Below are 17,170 nucleotides of genomic sequence, written 5' to 3'. Positions count from 1 at the left end.
CGTTCCGCCGTTCCCGCGCGCGGCCGCCCGGCCGCGCGCCCCCTCGTTTTCCCTTCTGCGTTTACACCACGCGCCAAACGGCCCGTTTGCGGACCATAATGGCAGCTATACTTTACGGTCGTAAGGTTCGCCATCCGCACCAATCCGGTGCGGCGCCGGGCGGCCCGCGCTCTGCCGCGCGCTCCGCGGCACGACACACGGACGACAGGAATCCACGATGGAGAAGCAACAAGAGTCGCGCGACACGCAGAACCGCGAGCCGCACCTGCGCAGCGTGCGGCTGACCAGCGACTTGAGCCTGCCGAAACTGTCGGCACTCGAGATCGGCAGCTATCTCTTCGCGCTCGTCATGATGTGGCTCGTCCTCGAGCTGCGGCTGCTCGGCGGGATGCTGGCCGGCCTGCTCGTCTATCAGCTGATCCACACGATCGCGCCCGTGATCGAACGCCATACCACCAGCATGCGCGCGCGCTGGGTCGCCGTCGTGCTGCTGTCGATCGCGATCGTCGGCGCGCTCACCGGCCTGACGCTCGGCATCATCGAGCATTTCGAGCACACGGTGCCGAACCTGCAGAGCCTGCTCGGCCAGCTGATGCAGATCGTCGAGCAAACCCGCGCGCGCACGCCGGCCTGGATCGCGAACCTGCTGCCCGTCGACGTCGAACAGATGAAGACGAAGGCGGCCGTGCTGATGCATTCGCACATGGACCAGCTCCAGCAAAGCGGCAAGAGCGTCGCGCGCGGCTTCGGCCACGTGCTGTTCGGGATGATCATCGGCGCGATGATCGCGATCGGCGTCGAGCAGGGCAAGGTGCGCCGGCCGCTGTCGACCGCGCTCGTCACGCGCGTGTCGCGCTTCGCCGATGCGTTCCGCCGGATCGTGTTCGCGCAGATCAAGATCTCGGCGATCAATGCGGCCTTCACCGGCATCTACCTGCTCGTCGCGCTGCCGATCTTCCACCAGCGGCTGCCGCTGTCGAAAACCCTCGTGCTCATCACGTTCATCGTCGGCCTGCTGCCGGTGATCGGCAATCTGATCTCGAACACGCTGATCGTCGCGGTGTCGCTGTCGGTCAGCATGGGCACCGCGATCGCATCGCTCGCGTTTCTCGTGGTCATCCACAAGCTCGAATACTTCCTGAACGCGAAGATCATCGGCGGCCAGATCGAGTCGCGCGCGTGGGAGCTGCTGCTTGCGATGCTGATCATGGAAGCCGCGTTCGGGCTGCCGGGCGTGATCGCCGCACCGATCTTCTATGCGTACCTGAAACGCGAGCTGTACCTGCTGCGGCTGATCTGACGCCGCCCGCTCGCCAACGGCAAACGAAAACGCCGCGCCCCGTGAAGGGCGCGGCGTTTTCGCTTGTGGAGCCAGCCTTCCGCGACCGACGGATCAGCGGAACACGACCGTCTTCGTCCCGTTCAGCACGATCCGGTGCTCGACGTGCCACTTCACCGCCCGCGCGAGCGTCACGCATTCGACGTCGCGGCCGATCGCGGTCAGCTGGTCGGGCGTCATGCTGTGGTCGACGCGCTCGACTTCCTGCTCGATGATCGGGCCTTCGTCGAGATCGGTCGTCACGTAGTGCGCGGTCGCGCCGATCAGCTTCACGCCGCGGTCGAATGCCTGGTAGTAAGGCTTCGCGCCCTTGAAGCTCGGCAGGAACGAATGGTGGATGTTGATCGCGCGCCCGGCGAGCTGCTCGCACATGTTCGGCGACAGGATCTGCATGTAGCGCGCGAGCACGACGAGATCGGCCTGGTGCTCGTCGATCACTTCCAGCACGCGTGCTTCCTGCGCGGCCTTCGCGGCATCGGACGAACCGCCGACGAGCGGGAAGTGATGGAACGGAATGTTGTAGCTCGCGGCGAGCTGGTAGAACTCCTTGTGGTTCGACACGATCGCCGGGATCTCGATCGGCAACTGGCCGGTGCGATAGCGGAACAGCAGGTCGTTCAGGCAGTGGCCGATCTTCGACACCATGATCACGACGCGCGGCTTCACGGCCGCATCGTGCAGCTCCCAGCGCATCGAGAACTGCTCGGCGAGCGGCGCGAATTCGTTGCGAAGCGTGTCGAGCGCCGACGCGGCATCCACGCCGCCGCCGTCCTGCTCGAAGTGCACGCGCATGAAGAACTCGCCGGTGCGGCTGTCGCCGAACTGCGCGGAATCGAGGATGTTGTTGCTGCGCTCGAACAGGAAGCCCGAGACCGCATGGACGATGCCGTGCCGGTCGGGGCACGACAGTTTCAAGATAAAGCTGTGATCGGTCGGCATGACCGCGACTCCCATTGTTTCCGTATTCGTCAAATTGCCCGTTCGCGCCGCCAGGCCGCGCGCGGCGCGCGTCAAGCGCCCGGCACGAACAGCGCGTCGATGCCGGCCGCGTCGGCCGCCGCAAGCCAGCGGTGGCGCAGCAGCGTATCGAGCGTCGCGAGGCTCGCATCCATCGTCGCGCGGCCTTCGCGCAGCCAGCCGATCACCTCGGGCACGCCGGCCAGCAGGTGCTCGGCCACTTCGCCGTCCTGGTTGCGCGGCGCGAAGTCGTGCGGCAGCGGCAGGTCGTACACGAAGATCAGTTCCGACTGCGTGCCTTCCGGCAGCGAGTTCAGCACCTGCACCGTGCGGCCCGCGATCGCGCGCGCCGCCAGGTCGGCCGGAATCCCGGCTTCTTCCCAGCACTCCTTCGCGAGCGTCTCGTGAACGCCCAGCCCCCAGCCGATCCCGCCCGCAACGACGTTGTCGAGCATGCCGGGGTCGGTGGCCTTCGTCTCGCTGCGGCGGCCGAGCCACATCTTCGGCGCGGCCGCGGCGGGCTCGCCGGGCGTAACCGCATATTCTACGATGCCGTTCACGTGCACCGCATAGGTCTGCGTGCCGAAGAAGCGCGACGCCGCGCGCTCGATGTACGCGAGCGGCGGATCGTCGAAGCGGTTGCGGATCGCGTAGATCTCGTTGCGCCAGCCGGGAATCGCGCCTTCCGCCGCGAGCGCGCCGATCGCGCCGGCCAGCGCCATGCTGCGCGCATCGACCGAATCGTAGCGCGCCGACAGCACGACGCGCTCGCCGGTCAGCTCGAACACGTCGGGCCAGCGCGCGAGCTTCGCGACGTCCTGGCGGCGCACCCAGCCCACCGCCTGACCGGCGATCTCGAAACGCAGGTGCGCGTCCGGATCGAAGCGGCGCGCGGCCGCGATGCACGGAAACGTCATCGTGCTCAATCCTTCAGCGCGACGCGGATGCCGATCGCGATGAACGTCGCGCCGGCGATCCGGTCGAGCCACACGCCGGCCTTCGGGCGGCGCTTCAGCCATGCGCCGATCATGCCCGCGCCGACGCCGAACAGCGAGAAGACCGCGGCCGTCTGCAGCATGAACAGCGCGCCGAGCTCGAACATCTGCAGCGTCACGCCCTGCGCGCCGTGCGGATCGACGAACTGCGGCAGGAACACGACGAAGAACAGCGTGACCTTCGGGTTCATCAGGTTGCCGATCACGCTCTGCCGGAAGATCGTGCCGAGCGGCTGCGGCGGGCGCGCATGCGCGTTCGCGAGGCCCTGGCTGCGCAGCGCCTTGATGCCGATCCACACGAGGTACGCGGCGCCCGCGAGCTTCAGGATCTGGAACGCGACCGGCGACGAACGCAGCACGGCCGCGACGCCGAGCGCCGCGAGCGTCGTGTGGAACAGGATCCCCGCCGTGAAGCCGAGCGCGGCGACGAAGCCGGCCGCGCGGCCCTGCGAGATGCCGCGTGCGAGCACCTGCAGGTTGTCGGGACCCGGCGCGAACGTGATCGCGATCGACGTGGCGAGAAACAGCATGAAGTTGGGCATCGTGAACCTCGCTGCGGAAGGTGAACCAGGCGCGAACCAGCGCAAACCGGGGCGGCGGGCCCCGACGGACCGGCGTTCAGTGGCCGGAGAATTCGGTAACGGTATAGACGGGCAACCCGGCGTTGCGCAGCAGCGCCGAGCCGCCGAGATCGGGCAGATCGATGATCGACGCGCCTTCGACGACCACCGCGCCGAGCCGCTGCAGCAGGTTGCGCCCCGCCATCATCGTGCCGCCGGTCGCGATCAGGTCGTCCATGATGATCACGCGGTCGCCGGGGCGGCACGCGTCTTCGTGGATCTCGACCGTCGCGCTGCCGTATTCGAGATCGTACGATTCCGAACGCGTCTTGTACGGCAGCTTGCCGACCTTGCGGATCGGCACGAAACCGACGCTCAGCTCGTACGCGACGATCGGCGCGATGATGAAGCCGCGCGCGTCGAGGCCCGCGACGTAGTCGAGCTTCGCGTCGACATAGCGTTCGACGAACAGGTCGACGAGGATGCGCAGCGCCTTCGGGCTCTGCAGCAGCGTCGTGATGTCGCGGAACTGCACACCCGGCTGCGGCCAGTCCGGCACCGTGCGGATCTGGCTGTGGATGAAGGCGACCGGATCGAGCGGTGCGCCCGGCGACGAATGCGGCATGAAACTCTCCGAAAAAAACGGTGCGCGAAGATCGGGCACCGTTTCTGATCAATACGGGTCAGGTTGCGAATCGCGGCTCACGCAGCCGCGGCCGGCGGATCGCGCCGATGGCGCGACAACCGCTCCTCCGCGAGCGCGAGCGCCTCGGGCAGCCCGCGCAGCACCACGATGTCGCTCGCGCGCAGCTTGGTCTGCGGATCGGGTTCGACGCCGCGGATGCCGTGGCGGCGGATCGCCGTGACCTCGAGCCCGAGCGCGTACAGCCCGAGTTCTTCCAGCGACCGCCCGACCGCGTCCGCGCGCGCATCGACCGGCACCGATTGTAGCCGCACCTGCTCGTGATCGTCGTCGTCCGCGTCATCGGCGCCGCGGAAATAGCCGCGCAGCAGGCTGTAGCGCTCGTCGCGCATCTCCTCGACGCGCCGCACGACCTTGCGCATCGGCACGCCGACCAGCACCAGCGTGTGCGACGCGAGCATCAGGCTGCCCTCGACGATCTCCGGAATCACCTCGGTCGCGCCGGCCGCCAGCAGCTTTTCGAGATCGGCATCGTCGACGGTGCGCACGATCGCCGGCAGCGTCGGCTCCAGCTCGTGCACGTGATGCAGCACGCGCAGCGCGGACGGCGTGTTCGCGTAGGTGATCGCGACGGCCGCCGCCCGGTGGATACCGGCCGCGACCAGCGACTCGCGGCGCGCGGCGTCGCCGAACACGACCGATTCGCCGGCCGTCGCGGCCGCGCTCACGCGATCGGGGTCGAGGTCGAGCGCGACGTACGAAATGCCTTCCTGCTCGAGCATGCGCGCGAGGTTCTGCCCGGCGCGGCCGTAGCCGCAGATGATCACGTGGCCGCGCTGCTTGAGGCTTTGCGTCGCGATCCGCGTCATCTGCAGCGACTGCTGCATCCATTCGGTCGACGACAGCCGCATCACGATGCGGTCGGCGTTCTGGATCAGGAACGGCGCGGCGAGCATCGACAGCAGCATCGACGCGAGGATCGCCTGCAGCAGCGTCGAGTCGACGAGATGCCGGTCGAGAATCAGGTTCAGCAGCACGAAGCCGAATTCGCCGGCCTGCGCGAGGCCGATGCCCGTGCGCATCGCGACGCCCGGCGTCGCGCCGAACAGCCGCGCGAGCCCGGCGATCATCGTCGCCTTGAACAGGATCTGCCCGACGAAGAAGCCGAGCACGATCAACGGATGCTCCCAGATCACGCGTGGATCGAGCAGCATCCCCGTCGTCACGAAGAACAGCCCGAGCAGCACGTCGCGAAACGGCTTGATGTCCTCCTCCACCTGATGGCGGAACGGCGTCTCGGAAATGAGCATCCCGGCGATGAACGCGCCGAGCGCGAGCGACAGCCCGAAGCGGTCGGTGATGAACGCCGCGCCGAGCGTGACGAGCAGCAGGTTCAGCACGAACAGCTCCTGCGAGCGGCGCCGCGCGACCACGTTGAGCCAGCGCGTCATGAAGCGCTGGCCGATGACCAGCAGCAGCGCGAGCGCGATCACGATCTTGACCGCCGCGAAGCCGAGCGTGAGCGCGAGATCCTTCGACGATTCGGCGCCGAACGCGGCGATCACGATCAGCAGCGGCACGACCGCGAGATCCTGGAACAGCAGCACGCCGAAGATGTTGCGGCCGTGCTCCGTCTCGATCTCGAGCCGCTCGGCGAGCATCTTCGACACGATCGCCGTCGACGACATCGCGAGCGCGCCGCCGAGCGCGATGCTGCCCTGCCACGTGATGTGCACCCAGTGCTCGAACAGCGCGCCGAGCACGAGCGCGAGCAGGAGGGTCGCGACGACCTGCAGCAGGCCGAGCCCGAACACGAGCCGCTGCATCGCCCTCAGCTTCGCCAGCGAGAATTCGAGGCCGATCGAGAACATCAGGAACACCACGCCGAACTCCGCGAGGTGCTCGGCCCGTTCGAGATCCGCCGCGACGCCGAACGCGTGCGGGCCGACCAGGATGCCGACGGTCAGGTAGCCGAGCATCGGCGGCAGGTTCAACGAGCGGAATACGACGACGCCCACCACCGAGGCCAGCAGCAGCAGCAGGGTCATTTCGAGCGGGGAAATCACGGGCGAAGCGTCCTCGTTCGTCGGGGCCACGGCAATGCGGGCGCGGGTGGTGGCGGTGGACACGCGACATCGGACGAGTCCGAAGGCGCGGCGCGGCGAACAAACGCCTTTGCTATACTCCGCGCATGATAGCGAAAATCAATGATGACCGGGCGCTCGCGCTCGCCCGCGACGTGCTCGACATCGAGGCGGACGCCGTGCGCGCGCTGCGCGACCAGCTCGACGGCGGCTTCGTCCAGGCCGTGGCGCTGCTGCTCGGCTGCCGCGGCCGCGTCGTGGTCTCGGGCATCGGCAAATCGGGGCATATCGCCCGCAAGATCGCGGCCACGCTGGCCAGCACCGGCACGCCGGCCTTCTTCGTCCACCCTGCCGAGGCGAGCCACGGCGACCTCGGGATGGTCACCTCCGACGACGTCTTCATCGGCATCTCCTATTCCGGCGAATCGGAAGAACTCGTCGCGATCCTGCCGCTCGTGAAGCGGATCGGCGCGAAGCTGATCGCGATCACGGGCCGTGCGGAGTCGAGCCTCGGCACGCTCGCCGACGTGAACCTGAACGCCGCGGTCTCGAAGGAAGCGTGCCCGCTGAACCTCGCGCCCACCGCGAGCACGACCGCCGCGCTCGCACTCGGCGACGCGCTCGCCGTCGCCGTGCTCGACGCGCGCGGCTTCGGCTCCGAAGATTTCGCGCGCTCGCATCCGGGCGGCGCGCTCGGCCGGCGCCTGCTCACCTACGTGCGCGACGTGATGCGCTCGGGCGACGACGTCCCGGCCGTCGGGCTGAACGCAACGCTGTCGGATGCGCTGTTCCAGATCACCGCGAAGCGCCTCGGCATGACGGCCGTGGTCGACGCCGACGGCAAGGTCGCCGGCATCTTCACGGACGGCGACCTGCGCCGCGTGCTCGCGCGCGACGGCGATTTCCGCACGCTGCCGATCACCGAAGTCATGACGCGCGAGCCGCGCACGATCGCGCCGGATCACCTGGCGGTCGAGGCCGTTGAACTGATGGAGCGCCACCGGATCAACCAGATGCTGGTCGTCGATGCCGACGGCGCGCTGATCGGCGCGCTGAACATGCACGACCTGTTTTCGAAGAAGGTGATCTGATGAGCGCAGCGCTGACTGCGGCCGAACGCGCGAGCCGCGTGAAGCTGATGATTTTCGACGTCGACGGCGTACTGACCGACGGCGGCCTGCTGTTTACCGCGGCCGGCGACACGATGAAGTCGTTCAATTCGCTCGACGGCCACGGCGTGAAGCTGCTCGGCGAGGCCGGCATCGCGACCGCGATCATCACGGGCCGCCGCTCCGACATCGTCGCGGCGCGCGCGAAGGAAATGAAGATCGCGCACCTGTTCCAGGGCGTCGAGAACAAGCTCGCCGTGTTCGCCGACCTGATCGCATCGCTCGGCCTGACGGCCGACGCATGCGGCTACATGGGCGACGACTGGCCCGACCTGCCGGTGATGCTGCGCTGCGGCTTCGCCGCGGCCCCCGCGAACGCGCACCCCGAGGTGATCGCCCGCGCGCACTGGGTCGCCGAGGCCCGTGGCGGCCACGGCGCCGTGCGCGAAGTCTGCGACGCGGTCCTGCGCGCGCAGCGCCGCTACGACGCGCTGCTCGCCGCCGCCTGCGGAGCCTGACCGATGAGCACGCATTTCCGCTGGACCCAGATGCTGCCGCTCGCCGCGGTCGCCGCGCTCGCGGGCGTCACGTGGTGGCTGCTGCAGGCCACGCTGCCGCCGCCGGGCGAAGGCGCCGTGCAGCCGAAGCGACACACGCCCGACTATTTCGCGGACAACTTCTCGGTCACCGAGCTCGACCAGTCCGGCACGACCCAGTACCGGCTGACGGCCGCGAAGCTGGTCCATTACGAAGATACCGAAAGCAGCGACCTGACCGATCCGGCCATGCGCGCGTTCCAGCCCGGCAAGCCGGTCGTGACGACCACCGCGAAGCGCGGCACCGTCAACGGCGACGTGTCGATCGTCGACTTGTACGACGACGCGCGCATCCTGCGCGCGGCCGGCGGCGGCGATCCGCAGATGCAGGCCGATTCCCAGCATTTCCGGATCTTCGTCAATGACGATGTGATCCAGACCGAAAAGCCGGTTAAACTTCAGCGCGGCCTGTCGCTCGTCAACGCGACCGACGGCATGAAGTACAACAACGTCACCCGGGTCATCGAGCTTTACGGCAACGTGCGCGGCACGATCGCCGCGGCGGACACGTCCGGCGGCTCGAAAGGTCAACCCAAGTGACGCATCCCTCACGTGACTGCATGAACGAACCGTTCCCTCGACAGATTTCCGGCGGCGCTGCGCGCGCCGTCCGCGCCGCGCTCGCCGCGACGCTCGTGGCGCTCCCGCTCGTCGGGCTGGCGCCGCTCGCCCATGCCGAGAAGGCCGACCAGAACAAGCCGATCAACGTCGAGGCCGACAACCTGACCTATGACGATCTGAAGCAGGTCACGGTCGCGACCGGCAACGTCGTGATCACGAAGGGCACGATCATCATCAAGGGCGATCGCGTCGAAGTGCGCCAGGACCCGGAAGGCTATCAGTACGCGACGTCGTTCGGCAGCGGCAAGAAGCACGCGACGTTCCGCCAGAAGCGCGAAGGCCTCGACGAGTACATCGACGGCGACGCCGAGCGCATCGACTACGACGGCAAGCAGGACCTGACCACGCTGACCACCGCCGCGACCGTGCGCCGCCTGCAGGGCACGTCGACGGTCGCCGACACCGTGCACGGCAGCGTGATCACGTACGACGGCCAGCGCGACTTCTACACCGCGAAGGGCGGCAAGGACGTCGCCGCGCCGGGCAACCCGAACGGCCGCGTGCGCGCGATGCTGTCGCCGAAGAACGGCGGCCCCGCGCCGCTGAACGGGGCGCCGGCCAAGCTGTCGCCGTCGACCACGATCCAGGGAGCGCCGGGCCAATGAACGCGCTCCCCAACCGCCAGCCGGCCGGCACCACGAGCTCGCTCGTCGTCCGCAACCTGAAGAAGCGCTACGGCTCGCGCACGGTCGTCAAGGACGTGTCGCTCGACGTGAAGAGCGGCGAGGTCGTCGGCCTGCTCGGCCCGAACGGCGCCGGCAAGACCACGTCGTTCTACATGATCGTCGGCCTCGTGCCGACGGACGCGGGCGAAATCTCGCTGAACGGCAGCTCGATCGGCCTGCTGCCGATCCACAAGCGCGCGTCGCTCGGCCTGTCGTACCTGCCGCAGGAAGCGTCCGTGTTCCGCAAGCTGACCGTCGAGGAAAACATCCGCGCGGTGCTCGAGCTGCAGCACGGCGAAGACGGCAAGCGGCTGTCGAAGGATGCGATCTCGGCGCGCACCGAAGCGCTGCTCGACGAGCTGCAGATCGGCCACCTGCGCGAGAACCCCGCGCTGTCGCTGTCGGGCGGCGAACGGCGCCGCGTCGAAATCGCGCGCGCGCTCGCGACCAACCCGAGCTTCATCCTGCTCGACGAACCGTTCGCCGGCGTCGACCCGATCGCCGTGCTCGAGATCCAGAAGATCGTCAAGTTCCTGAAACAGCGCAACATCGGCGTGCTGATCACGGACCACAACGTCCGCGAAACGCTCGGCATCTGCGACCACGCTTACATCATCAGCGACGGTTCGGTGCTGGCCGCCGGCGCGCCGAGCGAAATCATCGAAAACGAAAGCGTGCGCCGCGTGTACCTCGGCGAGCACTTCCGCATGTAACGTCCTCCTCGTGGCTGGCTGCACCCCGCCCGGCAGCGCCGCGCGGGGCTGCGCCCCGCTTTGCATCCACGCCCGCGGGCATGCCCGCGGCCGGGCGGCGCGCCACGCGTAATCGCGGATGGCTCAACGCGCCTGGGTCGTGGCAAACTGCCGGTATGACTCCCTCCTTGCCATGAAAGCCAGCCTTCAACTCCGCCTGTCGCAACATCTTGCGCTGACGCCCCAGCTGCAGCAGTCGATCCGGCTCCTGCAGTTGTCGACGCTCGAATTGCAGCAGGAAGTCGCGATGGCCGTCGCGCAGAACCCGCTGCTCGAGAACGACGACGAATGGATCGCGAGCCCGCTGCGCGTCGCCGCGGACGGATCGCTGATCGCGCAGACGCCACCCGCATCGAACACCGAACCCGCCGCGGCCAACGGCACCAGTACGTCCAGCGATCGCGCGGAACGCGACGAGCCGGCAGGCGCCGACGAATACGATGGCTATGCGTCCGGCGACGGCAACGACGGCCCGCAGTGGAATCTCGATGAATACGGCCGCTCGAGCGGCGCGTCCGACGACGACGATCTGCCGCCGCTGCAGGTGCAGGAAGCCGCGACGTCGCTGCGCGACCACCTGTCCGCGCAGTTGCGCGTCACGCAGGCCGGCCCGCGCGATCGCGCGCTCGTGATGTTCCTGATCGAATCGCTCGACGACGACGGCTACCTGACCGCCACGCTCGACGAAGTGCTCGCCGATCTGCCGCCCGAGCTGGAAATCGACTGCGACGAACTGAACGCGGCGCTCGCGCTGCTGCACAGCTTCGACCCGGCCGGCGTCGGCGCGCGCTCGGCCTCCGAATGCCTGAAGCTGCAGTTGCTGCGTCTCGATCCGTCCCCCACGCGCACGCTCGCGCTCGAGATCGTGTCGCAGCATCTCGAACTGCTCGCCGCACGCGACTTCACACGGTTGCGCAAGCACCTGAAGGCGACCGACGACGCGCTGCGCGACGCGCACGCGCTGATCCGCTCGCTGGAGCCGTTCCCCGGCGCCGCATACGGGAAGGCCGAGGCCGACTACGTCGTGCCCGACATCATCGTGAAGAAGGCCGGCCAGGGCTGGCTCGCGGAGCTCAATCCGGAGGTCGTGCCGCGCCTGCGGATCAACAACCTGTACGCGAACATCCTGCGCAACAGCCGCGGCGACCCGTCGGCCGGATCGTTGAAACAGCAGCTCCAGGAAGCGCGCTGGCTGATCAAGAACATCCAGCAGCGTTTCGACACGATCCTGCGTGTCGCGCAGGCTATTGTCGAGCGTCAGAAGAATTTCTTCGCGCACGGTGAAATTGCCATGCGCCCCTTGGTTTTGCGGGAAATAGCTGATACGCTGGGCCTACACGAGTCGACTGTCAGCCGTGTGACAACCGGGAAGTACATGCTGACCCCGTTCGGGACGCTTGAATTTAAGTACTTCTTCGGATCTCACGTCTCGACCGACACCGGTGGCGCCGCCTCGTCGACCGCCATCCGAGCCCTCATCAAGCAACTGATAGGAGCTGAAGACCCAAAATCGCCACTTTCGGACAGCCGCATTGCCGAGCTGCTGGCAGAACAGGGTTTCGTGGTCGCGCGCCGCACGGTTGCGAAATATCGCGAAGCCCTCAAGATCCCGGCAGTGAATCTGCGCAAGTCTCTTTAAGCCTGCTGCCTGCCCGGCGGCAGGCGTGTCCCGACCACCGCGCACACGGGGAACAGGCCGGGCGACCTGTCCGCGATACGCCGCCTTCGTGCGGCACGGGCAAGTCGACCGGAGCGCCGCCTCGATGCGGCCGGGTGGTCACTCGCTTGGAGAAGCACTATGAACCTGAAGATCAGTGGACATCATCTCGAAGTCACGCCTGCAATTCGCGAATACGTGATCACCAAGCTGGACCGGGTGCTACGGCATAGCGATCAGGTGATCGATGGCACTGTGATCCTCTCGGTCGACAACCACAAGGAAAAGGACAAGCAGCAGCGCGCGGAAATCAACCTGCACCTGAAGGGCAAGGACATCTTCGTCGAAAGCGCGAACGGCAACCTGTACGCCGCGATCGATCTGCTGATCGACAAGCTGGATCGCCAGGTCGTCAAGCACATGGAGCGCCTGCAAACGCACGCGCACGACCCGATCAAGCTTCAACCGTCGATCGACCAGATCGAACTGCCGCCGCAGTAATCGTCACCGCAACACGCACGCCGCCCGGTTCGCCGGGCGTTTTTTTTTGCCACTCCGAGCGCAGGTGCAACCGGTCCGACCGTGCTGCGCCACGCGCGCGGCTGTGCTCTATAATGTCCCGGTTATCGCCGGGGGGTGTTGGATGCGGTAGCGGCGTTGCAGGTTGCCATGCCACATGCCTTGATATCGCCGAACATGGAAAATCAGTCCGCCGCCGCAAGGAGACCCCAGGCCGCCCAATCGCCTGCCAACATGAATCGCCTAGCCAAAATCCTGCCCATAGAGAACGTCGTCATCGACCTCTCGGTCACCAGCAAGAAACGCGTCTTCGAACAAGCCGGGCTGATGTTCGAGAATCAGAACGGCATCGGCCGCAGCACCGTCACGGACAACCTGTTCGCGCGCGAGCGCCTCGGTTCGACCGGGCTCGGCGAAGGTGTCGCGATTCCGCACGGCCGCATCAAGGGCCTCAAGCATCCGCTCGCCGCGTTCGTCCGCCTCGCCGATGCGATTCCGTTCGAAGCGCCCGACGGCCAGCCGGTCAGCCTCCTGATCTTCCTGCTCGTCCCCGAGCAAGCCACGCAGCAGCACCTCGAGATCCTGTCGGAGATCGCGCAACTGCTGTCCGATCGCGACGCGCGCGAGCGTCTGCACAACGAAACGGATATCGCCGAGTTGCATCGCCTGCTCACTCAGTGGCAACCTTGAGTTGTTCCGGGCGGAATATTTCCCCGTACGAGGCGGCGCATGCCGCCGTCCAGGGCCGCCCGGCGCCGGCCCGGCATGGCGACGTCCGTCGCCGCGCGTCCGCACCGGCCCATTGGAGTGACGAGAGTCATGGATACGTCCAGCATCAACGCCCAGAGCATCTTCGACGACAACGCAGCCACGCTGAAACTGAGCTGGCTGACGGGGCATGAAGGCTGGGAACGCGGCTTTTCGGCCGACACGGTCGGCAACGCGACATCGAGCGCCGACCTCGTCGGCCACCTGAACCTGATCCACCCGAACCGGATCCAGGTGCTCGGCGAAGCCGAAATCGACTACTACCAGCGCCAGACCGACGAAGACCGCTCGCGCCACATGGCCGAGCTGATCGCGCTCGAGCCGCCGTTCCTCGTCGTCGCCGGCGGCGCGGCGGCGCCGCCCGAACTGGTGCTACGCTGCACGCGCTCGTCCACGCCGCTGTTCACGACGCCGATGTCGGCCGCCGCGGTGATCGACAGCCTGCGGCTCTACATGTCGCGCATCCTCGCGCCGCGCGCGACGCTGCACGGCGTGTTCCTCGACATCCTCGGGATGGGCGTGCTGCTGACCGGCGATTCGGGCCTCGGCAAGAGCGAGCTCGGCCTCGAGCTGATCAGCCGCGGCCACGGCCTCGTCGCCGACGACGCGGTCGATTTCGTCCGTCTTGGCCCCGATTTCGTCGAAGGGCGCTGCCCGCCGCTGCTGCAGAACCTGCTCGAAGTGCGCGGCCTCGGCCTGCTCGACATCAAGACGATCTTCGGTGAAACCGCGGTGCGGCGGAAAATGAAGCTGAAGCTGATCGTCCAGCTCGTGCGGCGCCCCGACGGCGAATTCCAGCGCCTGCCGCTCGAAAGCCAGACCGTCGACGTGCTCGGCTTGCCGATCAGCAAGGTCACGATCCAGGTCGCGGCCGGCCGCAACCTCGCGGTGCTCGTCGAGGCGGCCGTCCGGAACACGATCCTGCAGTTGCGCGGAATCGACACGTTGCGCGATTTCATGGATCGGCAACGACTCGCGATGCAAGATCCCGACAGTCAGTTCCCCGGCAAACTGGTGTAACCCGCACGCGCCGGCCGCGCAACGCCGACGCGTCGAGCCGGTGCTATGATGAAACGTCAGGATTCTCTGCTCCCATGCGCATCGTCCTCATCACCGGCATCTCCGGCTCAGGCAAGTCCGTCGCGCTGAACGCGCTCGAGGACGCAGGCTATTACTGCGTCGACAACCTGCCGCCGCACGTGCTCCCCGAACTCGCCCGCTACCTTGCGCAGGACGGCCAGCGCCGGCTCGCGGTCGCGATCGACGCGCGCTCGAGCGCGTCGCTCGATGAAATGCCCGGCCTGATCCGCGAGCTGTCCCGCGAGCACGACGTGCGCGTGCTGTTCCTCAACGCCAGCACGCAGGCGCTGATCCAGCGCTTCTCCGAAACGCGTCGCCGCCATCCGCTGTCCGGCTCGCGGTCGCACGATGCCGACGTCGGCCTGCTGTCGTCGCTCGAGGAAGCGATCGAGCGCGAGCGCGAGCTCGTCGCGCCGCTCGCCGAATTCGGCCATCAGATCGATACCAGCACGCTGCGCGCGAACGCGCTGCGCACCTGGGTCAAGCGCTTCATCGAGCAAAAGAACAACGACCTGATGGTGATGTTCGAATCGTTCGGCTTCAAGCGCGGCGTGCCGCTCGACGCCGACCTGATGTTCGACGTGCGCGCGCTGCCGAATCCGTACTACGACCACGAGTTGCGCCCGCTCACCGGGCTCGATCAGCCGGTCATCGCCTTTCTCGACGCACTGCCGATCGTCCACCAGATGATCGACGACATCCATGCGTTCCTGATGAAATGGCTGCCGCACTTCCGCGATGACAACCGCAGCTACCTGACCGTCGCCATCGGCTGCACGGGCGGCCAGCATCGCTCGGTGTTCATCGCGGAAACGCTCGCCGCGCGCCTGGCGCGCGAGGCGAACGTGATCGTGCGGCATCGTGACGCGCCAGTGGATGTCGACGCGTCGTCGCGGCTCGTCTCCGAGGTCGACCGACCCTAGCGACACCCGCCCCCACGCCCGCGCGCCATGTCCTCCCTATCGACCACCCTGATCGACCTGCCGCTGTTTCCGCTGCACACGGTGCTGTTTCCGGGAGGGCTGCTCCCGCTCAAGGTGTTCGAGGCGCGCTATCTCGACATGTCGCGCGCCTGCCTGCGCGACGACGCACCGTTCGGCGTGTGCCTGCTCAAGAGCGGGCCCGAAGTCGCGCAGGACGGCGCGGTGTCGGTGCCCGAGACCATCGGCTGCATGGCGCGCATCACCGAGTGCGATACCGGCGAATTCGGGATGCTGTATCTGCAGGCGGTCGGCACGCAGCGTTTCGAGCTGCTGTCGTATCGCGTCGAAGGCAACGGGCTGCTGGTCGGCATCGCGGAGCCGCTGCCCGACGACATCCCGCTCGAAGGCGAACAGGCGCTCGCGCAGTTCGGCTCGTGCGCCGAGGTGCTCGAGCGCATCATCGACGCGCTGAAGAAATCCGATCCGCAGAAAATGCCGTTCGGCGAACCGTTCCGCCTCGACGATCCGAGCTGGGTATCGAATCGCCTCGCGGAACTGCTGCCGCTCGACCTGCGCGCGCGGCAGAAGCTGATGGAGTTTCCGGACGTCGGCGCGCGCATCGACGCCGTGCACCACGTGCTCGACCGGCACGGCTGGCTGTAGCGCCCGCGCCCGCTCCGTCGCGCATCACGCGTCGCGCGTCGCGCCCGCCCGAAAACCTCTCCTGCGCGCGGCACCCAGCGCCTTCCCGCACGCGGCCCGCGCCGCGCCCTTCCCGTTCGTTACAGCAGCGGCCCGCTCAGCGCGTCGAGCAGCTTGCGCACGGGCGCCGGCACGCCGTACGCGTCGAGCCGGCTCAGCGGCACCCACGCGGTGTCCGCGTCCCGCGCCTGCGACGGCAGGCCGCCGCCGTCCGCCACATCGCTCAGCCGCGGCTCGATCTCGAGCCGGAAATGCGTGAACGTGTGCGTGAGCGGCGCGAGCGGCACCGTGCCGCCGCCGCCGAAGCCGCGCGCGAGATCGGCCAGCGCGGCATCGCCGTCCGCTTGCGGCAGGCTCCACAGACCGCCCCAGATGCCGGTCGGCGGCCGTCGCTCCAGCAGCACGGCGTCGCCGTCGCGCAGCACGAGCATCCAGGTCTTGCGCGTCGGCACGGCCTTCTTCGGCCGCGCGGCCGGCAGTTCGCGCTGGCGGCCGGTCGATTGCGCGACGCAGTCGCCCGCGAACGGGCAGCGCGCGCAGTCGGGCTTGCCGCGCACGCACAGCGTCGCGCCCAGATCCATCAGCCCCTGCGTATACGCGCTCACGTCGGCCGCGTTCGCGGCATCGGGCAGCAGCGATTCGGCGAGCGCCCACATGTCGTTCTCGACACGCTTCTCGCCCGGAAAGCCCTCGACGCCGAATACCCGCGCGAGCACGCGCTTCACGTTGCCGTCGAGGATCGTCGCGCGCGCGCCGTATGCAAACGACGCGATCGCGGCGGCCGTCGAGCGGCCGATGCCGGGCAGTTCGGCCAGCGCGTCGGGCGTCGCCGGAAACGCGCCGCCGTGCTCGGCGACGACGACCTGCGCGCAGCGGTGGAGGTTGCGCGCGCGCGAGTAGTAGCCGAGCCCCGCCCACAGCGCCATCACGTCGTCGCTCGGCGCGGCCGCGAGCGCGGCGACGTCGGGGTAGCGGTCGAGAAAGCGCGTGTAATACGGAATGACGGTCGACACCTGGGTCTGCTGCAGCATGATTTCCGACAGCCAGATCCGGTACGGATCGCGGGTGTTCTGCCATGGCAGGTCATGGCGACCATGCTCGCGCTGCCACGCGACGAGACGCGTGGCGAACGTGCGGTGCAGCGGCGTGACGGGGAACGGAGCGGGGGCGATGCGGGGCGGCTTCAAGTTATCTGATCGT

General features: G+C 67.8%; 18 protein-coding genes. 12 read left to right on the top strand and 6 right to left on the bottom strand.

What is annotated here, in order from left to right; all coding sequences use genetic code 11:
* The first annotated feature begins 217 nt into the window (after positions 1–217).
* Positions 218–1,300: an AI-2E family transporter gene (locus tag C5F75_RS03675; RefSeq protein ID WP_059575670.1), complete on the top strand. Its 1,083-nt coding sequence runs from the start codon at positions 218–220 to the stop codon at positions 1,298–1,300.
* A gap of 93 nt (positions 1,301–1,393) precedes the next feature.
* On the opposite strand, the gene purU is transcribed toward C5F75_RS03675, so the two are convergent.
* From purU to C5F75_RS03650, 5 genes are all read right to left on the bottom strand, one after another.
* Positions 1,394–2,278, bottom strand: a complete 885-nt coding sequence (gene purU, locus C5F75_RS03670) for a formyltetrahydrofolate deformylase (RefSeq protein ID WP_059575690.1) — start codon at positions 2,276–2,278, stop codon at positions 1,394–1,396.
* A gap of 71 nt (positions 2,279–2,349) precedes the next feature.
* A complete protein-coding gene (locus C5F75_RS03665; protein WP_104011887.1) occupies positions 2,350–3,213 on the bottom strand; it encodes an NUDIX hydrolase in 864 nt (287 codons plus the stop codon).
* A gap of 5 nt (positions 3,214–3,218) precedes the next feature.
* The gene (locus C5F75_RS03660; RefSeq protein WP_059575668.1) at positions 3,219–3,833 is read right to left on the bottom strand and encodes a LysE family translocator; all 615 of its coding nucleotides are present in this window, start codon (positions 3,831–3,833) and stop codon (positions 3,219–3,221) included.
* Positions 3,834–3,909: 76 nt separating this feature from the next.
* Complete coding sequence (locus C5F75_RS03655; protein ID WP_059575666.1) at positions 3,910–4,476, bottom strand: adenine phosphoribosyltransferase; 567 nt, start codon at positions 4,474–4,476, stop codon at positions 3,910–3,912.
* A gap of 77 nt (positions 4,477–4,553) precedes the next feature.
* Positions 4,554–6,560, bottom strand: coding sequence for a monovalent cation:proton antiporter family protein (locus C5F75_RS03650; RefSeq protein ID WP_059642787.1), 2,007 nt, complete (start codon positions 6,558–6,560; stop codon positions 4,554–4,556).
* A gap of 125 nt (positions 6,561–6,685) precedes the next feature.
* Here C5F75_RS03650 and kdsD point away from each other — a divergent pair, with 125 nt between their 5' ends.
* From kdsD to C5F75_RS03595, 11 genes are all read left to right on the top strand, one after another.
* Positions 6,686–7,669 carry an arabinose 5-phosphate isomerase KdsD gene (gene kdsD / locus C5F75_RS03645; RefSeq protein WP_104011881.1) on the top strand — a complete coding sequence of 328 codons (984 nt, stop codon included), beginning with the start codon at positions 6,686–6,688 and terminating at the stop codon, positions 7,667–7,669.
* A complete protein-coding gene (locus tag C5F75_RS03640) occupies positions 7,669–8,205 on the top strand; it encodes a KdsC family phosphatase (RefSeq protein ID WP_059575662.1) in 537 nt (178 codons plus the stop codon). Before kdsD ends, C5F75_RS03640 begins: the two co-directional genes overlap by 1 nt.
* A 3-nt stretch (positions 8,206–8,208) precedes the next feature.
* On the top strand, positions 8,209–8,823 hold the full coding sequence (gene lptC / locus C5F75_RS03635; RefSeq protein WP_027785456.1) for an LPS export ABC transporter periplasmic protein LptC: 615 nt from the start codon (positions 8,209–8,211) through the stop codon (positions 8,821–8,823).
* Positions 8,824–8,843: 20 nt separating this feature from the next.
* The gene (gene lptA, locus C5F75_RS03630) at positions 8,844–9,509 is read left to right on the top strand and encodes a lipopolysaccharide transport periplasmic protein LptA (protein WP_006483139.1); all 666 of its coding nucleotides are present in this window, start codon (positions 8,844–8,846) and stop codon (positions 9,507–9,509) included.
* Positions 9,506–10,282 (top strand): LPS export ABC transporter ATP-binding protein, encoded by a 777-nt coding sequence (gene lptB / locus C5F75_RS03625; RefSeq protein WP_059575659.1) that lies wholly within the window; start codon positions 9,506–9,508, stop codon positions 10,280–10,282. Before lptA ends, lptB begins: the two co-directional genes overlap by 4 nt.
* A gap of 172 nt (positions 10,283–10,454) precedes the next feature.
* Positions 10,455–11,960, top strand: coding sequence for an RNA polymerase factor sigma-54 (locus tag C5F75_RS03620; protein ID WP_059575657.1), 1,506 nt, complete (start codon positions 10,455–10,457; stop codon positions 11,958–11,960).
* A 159-nt stretch (positions 11,961–12,119) separates the two neighbouring features.
* On the top strand, positions 12,120–12,479 hold the full coding sequence (hpf, locus tag C5F75_RS03615) for a ribosome hibernation-promoting factor, HPF/YfiA family (protein WP_006477786.1): 360 nt from the start codon (positions 12,120–12,122) through the stop codon (positions 12,477–12,479).
* A 195-nt stretch (positions 12,480–12,674) separates the two neighbouring features.
* Entirely contained in the window at positions 12,675–13,187 is a 513-nt protein-coding gene (locus C5F75_RS03610) for a PTS sugar transporter subunit IIA (protein WP_179231743.1), read from the top strand.
* Positions 13,188–13,316: 129 nt separating this feature from the next.
* On the top strand, positions 13,317–14,285 hold the full coding sequence (hprK, locus tag C5F75_RS03605) for an HPr(Ser) kinase/phosphatase (RefSeq protein WP_006483133.1): 969 nt from the start codon (positions 13,317–13,319) through the stop codon (positions 14,283–14,285).
* Positions 14,286–14,359: 74 nt separating this feature from the next.
* Positions 14,360–15,268 (top strand): RNase adapter RapZ, encoded by a 909-nt coding sequence (gene rapZ / locus C5F75_RS03600; protein WP_059575656.1) that lies wholly within the window; start codon positions 14,360–14,362, stop codon positions 15,266–15,268.
* A 27-nt stretch (positions 15,269–15,295) separates the two neighbouring features.
* Entirely contained in the window at positions 15,296–15,931 is a 636-nt protein-coding gene (locus tag C5F75_RS03595) for an LON peptidase substrate-binding domain-containing protein (RefSeq protein ID WP_059575655.1), read from the top strand.
* Positions 15,932–16,050: 119 nt separating this feature from the next.
* Here C5F75_RS03595 and mutY read toward each other — a convergent pair whose 3' ends face one another.
* The gene (mutY, locus tag C5F75_RS03590) at positions 16,051–17,157 is read right to left on the bottom strand and encodes an A/G-specific adenine glycosylase (RefSeq protein WP_059642623.1); all 1,107 of its coding nucleotides are present in this window, start codon (positions 17,155–17,157) and stop codon (positions 16,051–16,053) included.
* Between the last annotated feature and the right edge of the window lie 13 nt (positions 17,158–17,170).

The organism is Burkholderia anthinoferrum (assembly GCF_002925705.1).
Lineage (GTDB): Bacteria > Pseudomonadota > Gammaproteobacteria > Burkholderiales > Burkholderiaceae > Burkholderia > Burkholderia semiarida.
This window is presented reverse-complemented; position numbering and strand designations above follow the sequence as displayed.

Bases quoted from the DNA above. Each gene is read 5' to 3' on its own strand.
- C5F75_RS03610 (WP_179231743.1), top strand. From the start codon at position 12,675: ATGGAAAATCAGTCCGCCGCCGCAAGGAGACCCCAGGCCGCCCAATCG.
- C5F75_RS03595 (WP_059575655.1), top strand. From the start codon at position 15,296: ATGTCCTCCCTATCGACCACCCTGATCGACCTGCCGCTGTTTCCGCTG.
- C5F75_RS03640 (WP_059575662.1), top strand. From the start codon at position 7,669: ATGAGCGCAGCGCTGACTGCGGCCGAACGCGCGAGCCGCGTGAAGCTG.
- lptA (WP_006483139.1), top strand. From the start codon at position 8,844: ATGAACGAACCGTTCCCTCGACAGATTTCCGGCGGCGCTGCGCGCGCC.
- C5F75_RS03620 (WP_059575657.1), top strand. From the start codon at position 10,455: ATGAAAGCCAGCCTTCAACTCCGCCTGTCGCAACATCTTGCGCTGACG.
- C5F75_RS03675 (WP_059575670.1), top strand. From the start codon at position 218: ATGGAGAAGCAACAAGAGTCGCGCGACACGCAGAACCGCGAGCCGCAC.
- lptC (WP_027785456.1), top strand. From the start codon at position 8,209: ATGAGCACGCATTTCCGCTGGACCCAGATGCTGCCGCTCGCCGCGGTC.
- lptB (WP_059575659.1), top strand. From the start codon at position 9,506: ATGAACGCGCTCCCCAACCGCCAGCCGGCCGGCACCACGAGCTCGCTC.
- C5F75_RS03660 (WP_059575668.1), bottom strand. From the start codon at position 3,833: ATGCCCAACTTCATGCTGTTTCTCGCCACGTCGATCGCGATCACGTTC.
- hprK (WP_006483133.1), top strand. From the start codon at position 13,317: ATGGATACGTCCAGCATCAACGCCCAGAGCATCTTCGACGACAACGCA.
- hpf (WP_006477786.1), top strand. From the start codon at position 12,120: ATGAACCTGAAGATCAGTGGACATCATCTCGAAGTCACGCCTGCAATT.
- rapZ (WP_059575656.1), top strand. From the start codon at position 14,360: ATGCGCATCGTCCTCATCACCGGCATCTCCGGCTCAGGCAAGTCCGTC.
- kdsD (WP_104011881.1), top strand. From the start codon at position 6,686: ATGATAGCGAAAATCAATGATGACCGGGCGCTCGCGCTCGCCCGCGAC.
- purU (WP_059575690.1), bottom strand. From the start codon at position 2,278: ATGCCGACCGATCACAGCTTTATCTTGAAACTGTCGTGCCCCGACCGG.
- C5F75_RS03655 (WP_059575666.1), bottom strand. From the start codon at position 4,476: ATGCCGCATTCGTCGCCGGGCGCACCGCTCGATCCGGTCGCCTTCATC.
- C5F75_RS03665 (WP_104011887.1), bottom strand. From the start codon at position 3,213: ATGACGTTTCCGTGCATCGCGGCCGCGCGCCGCTTCGATCCGGACGCG.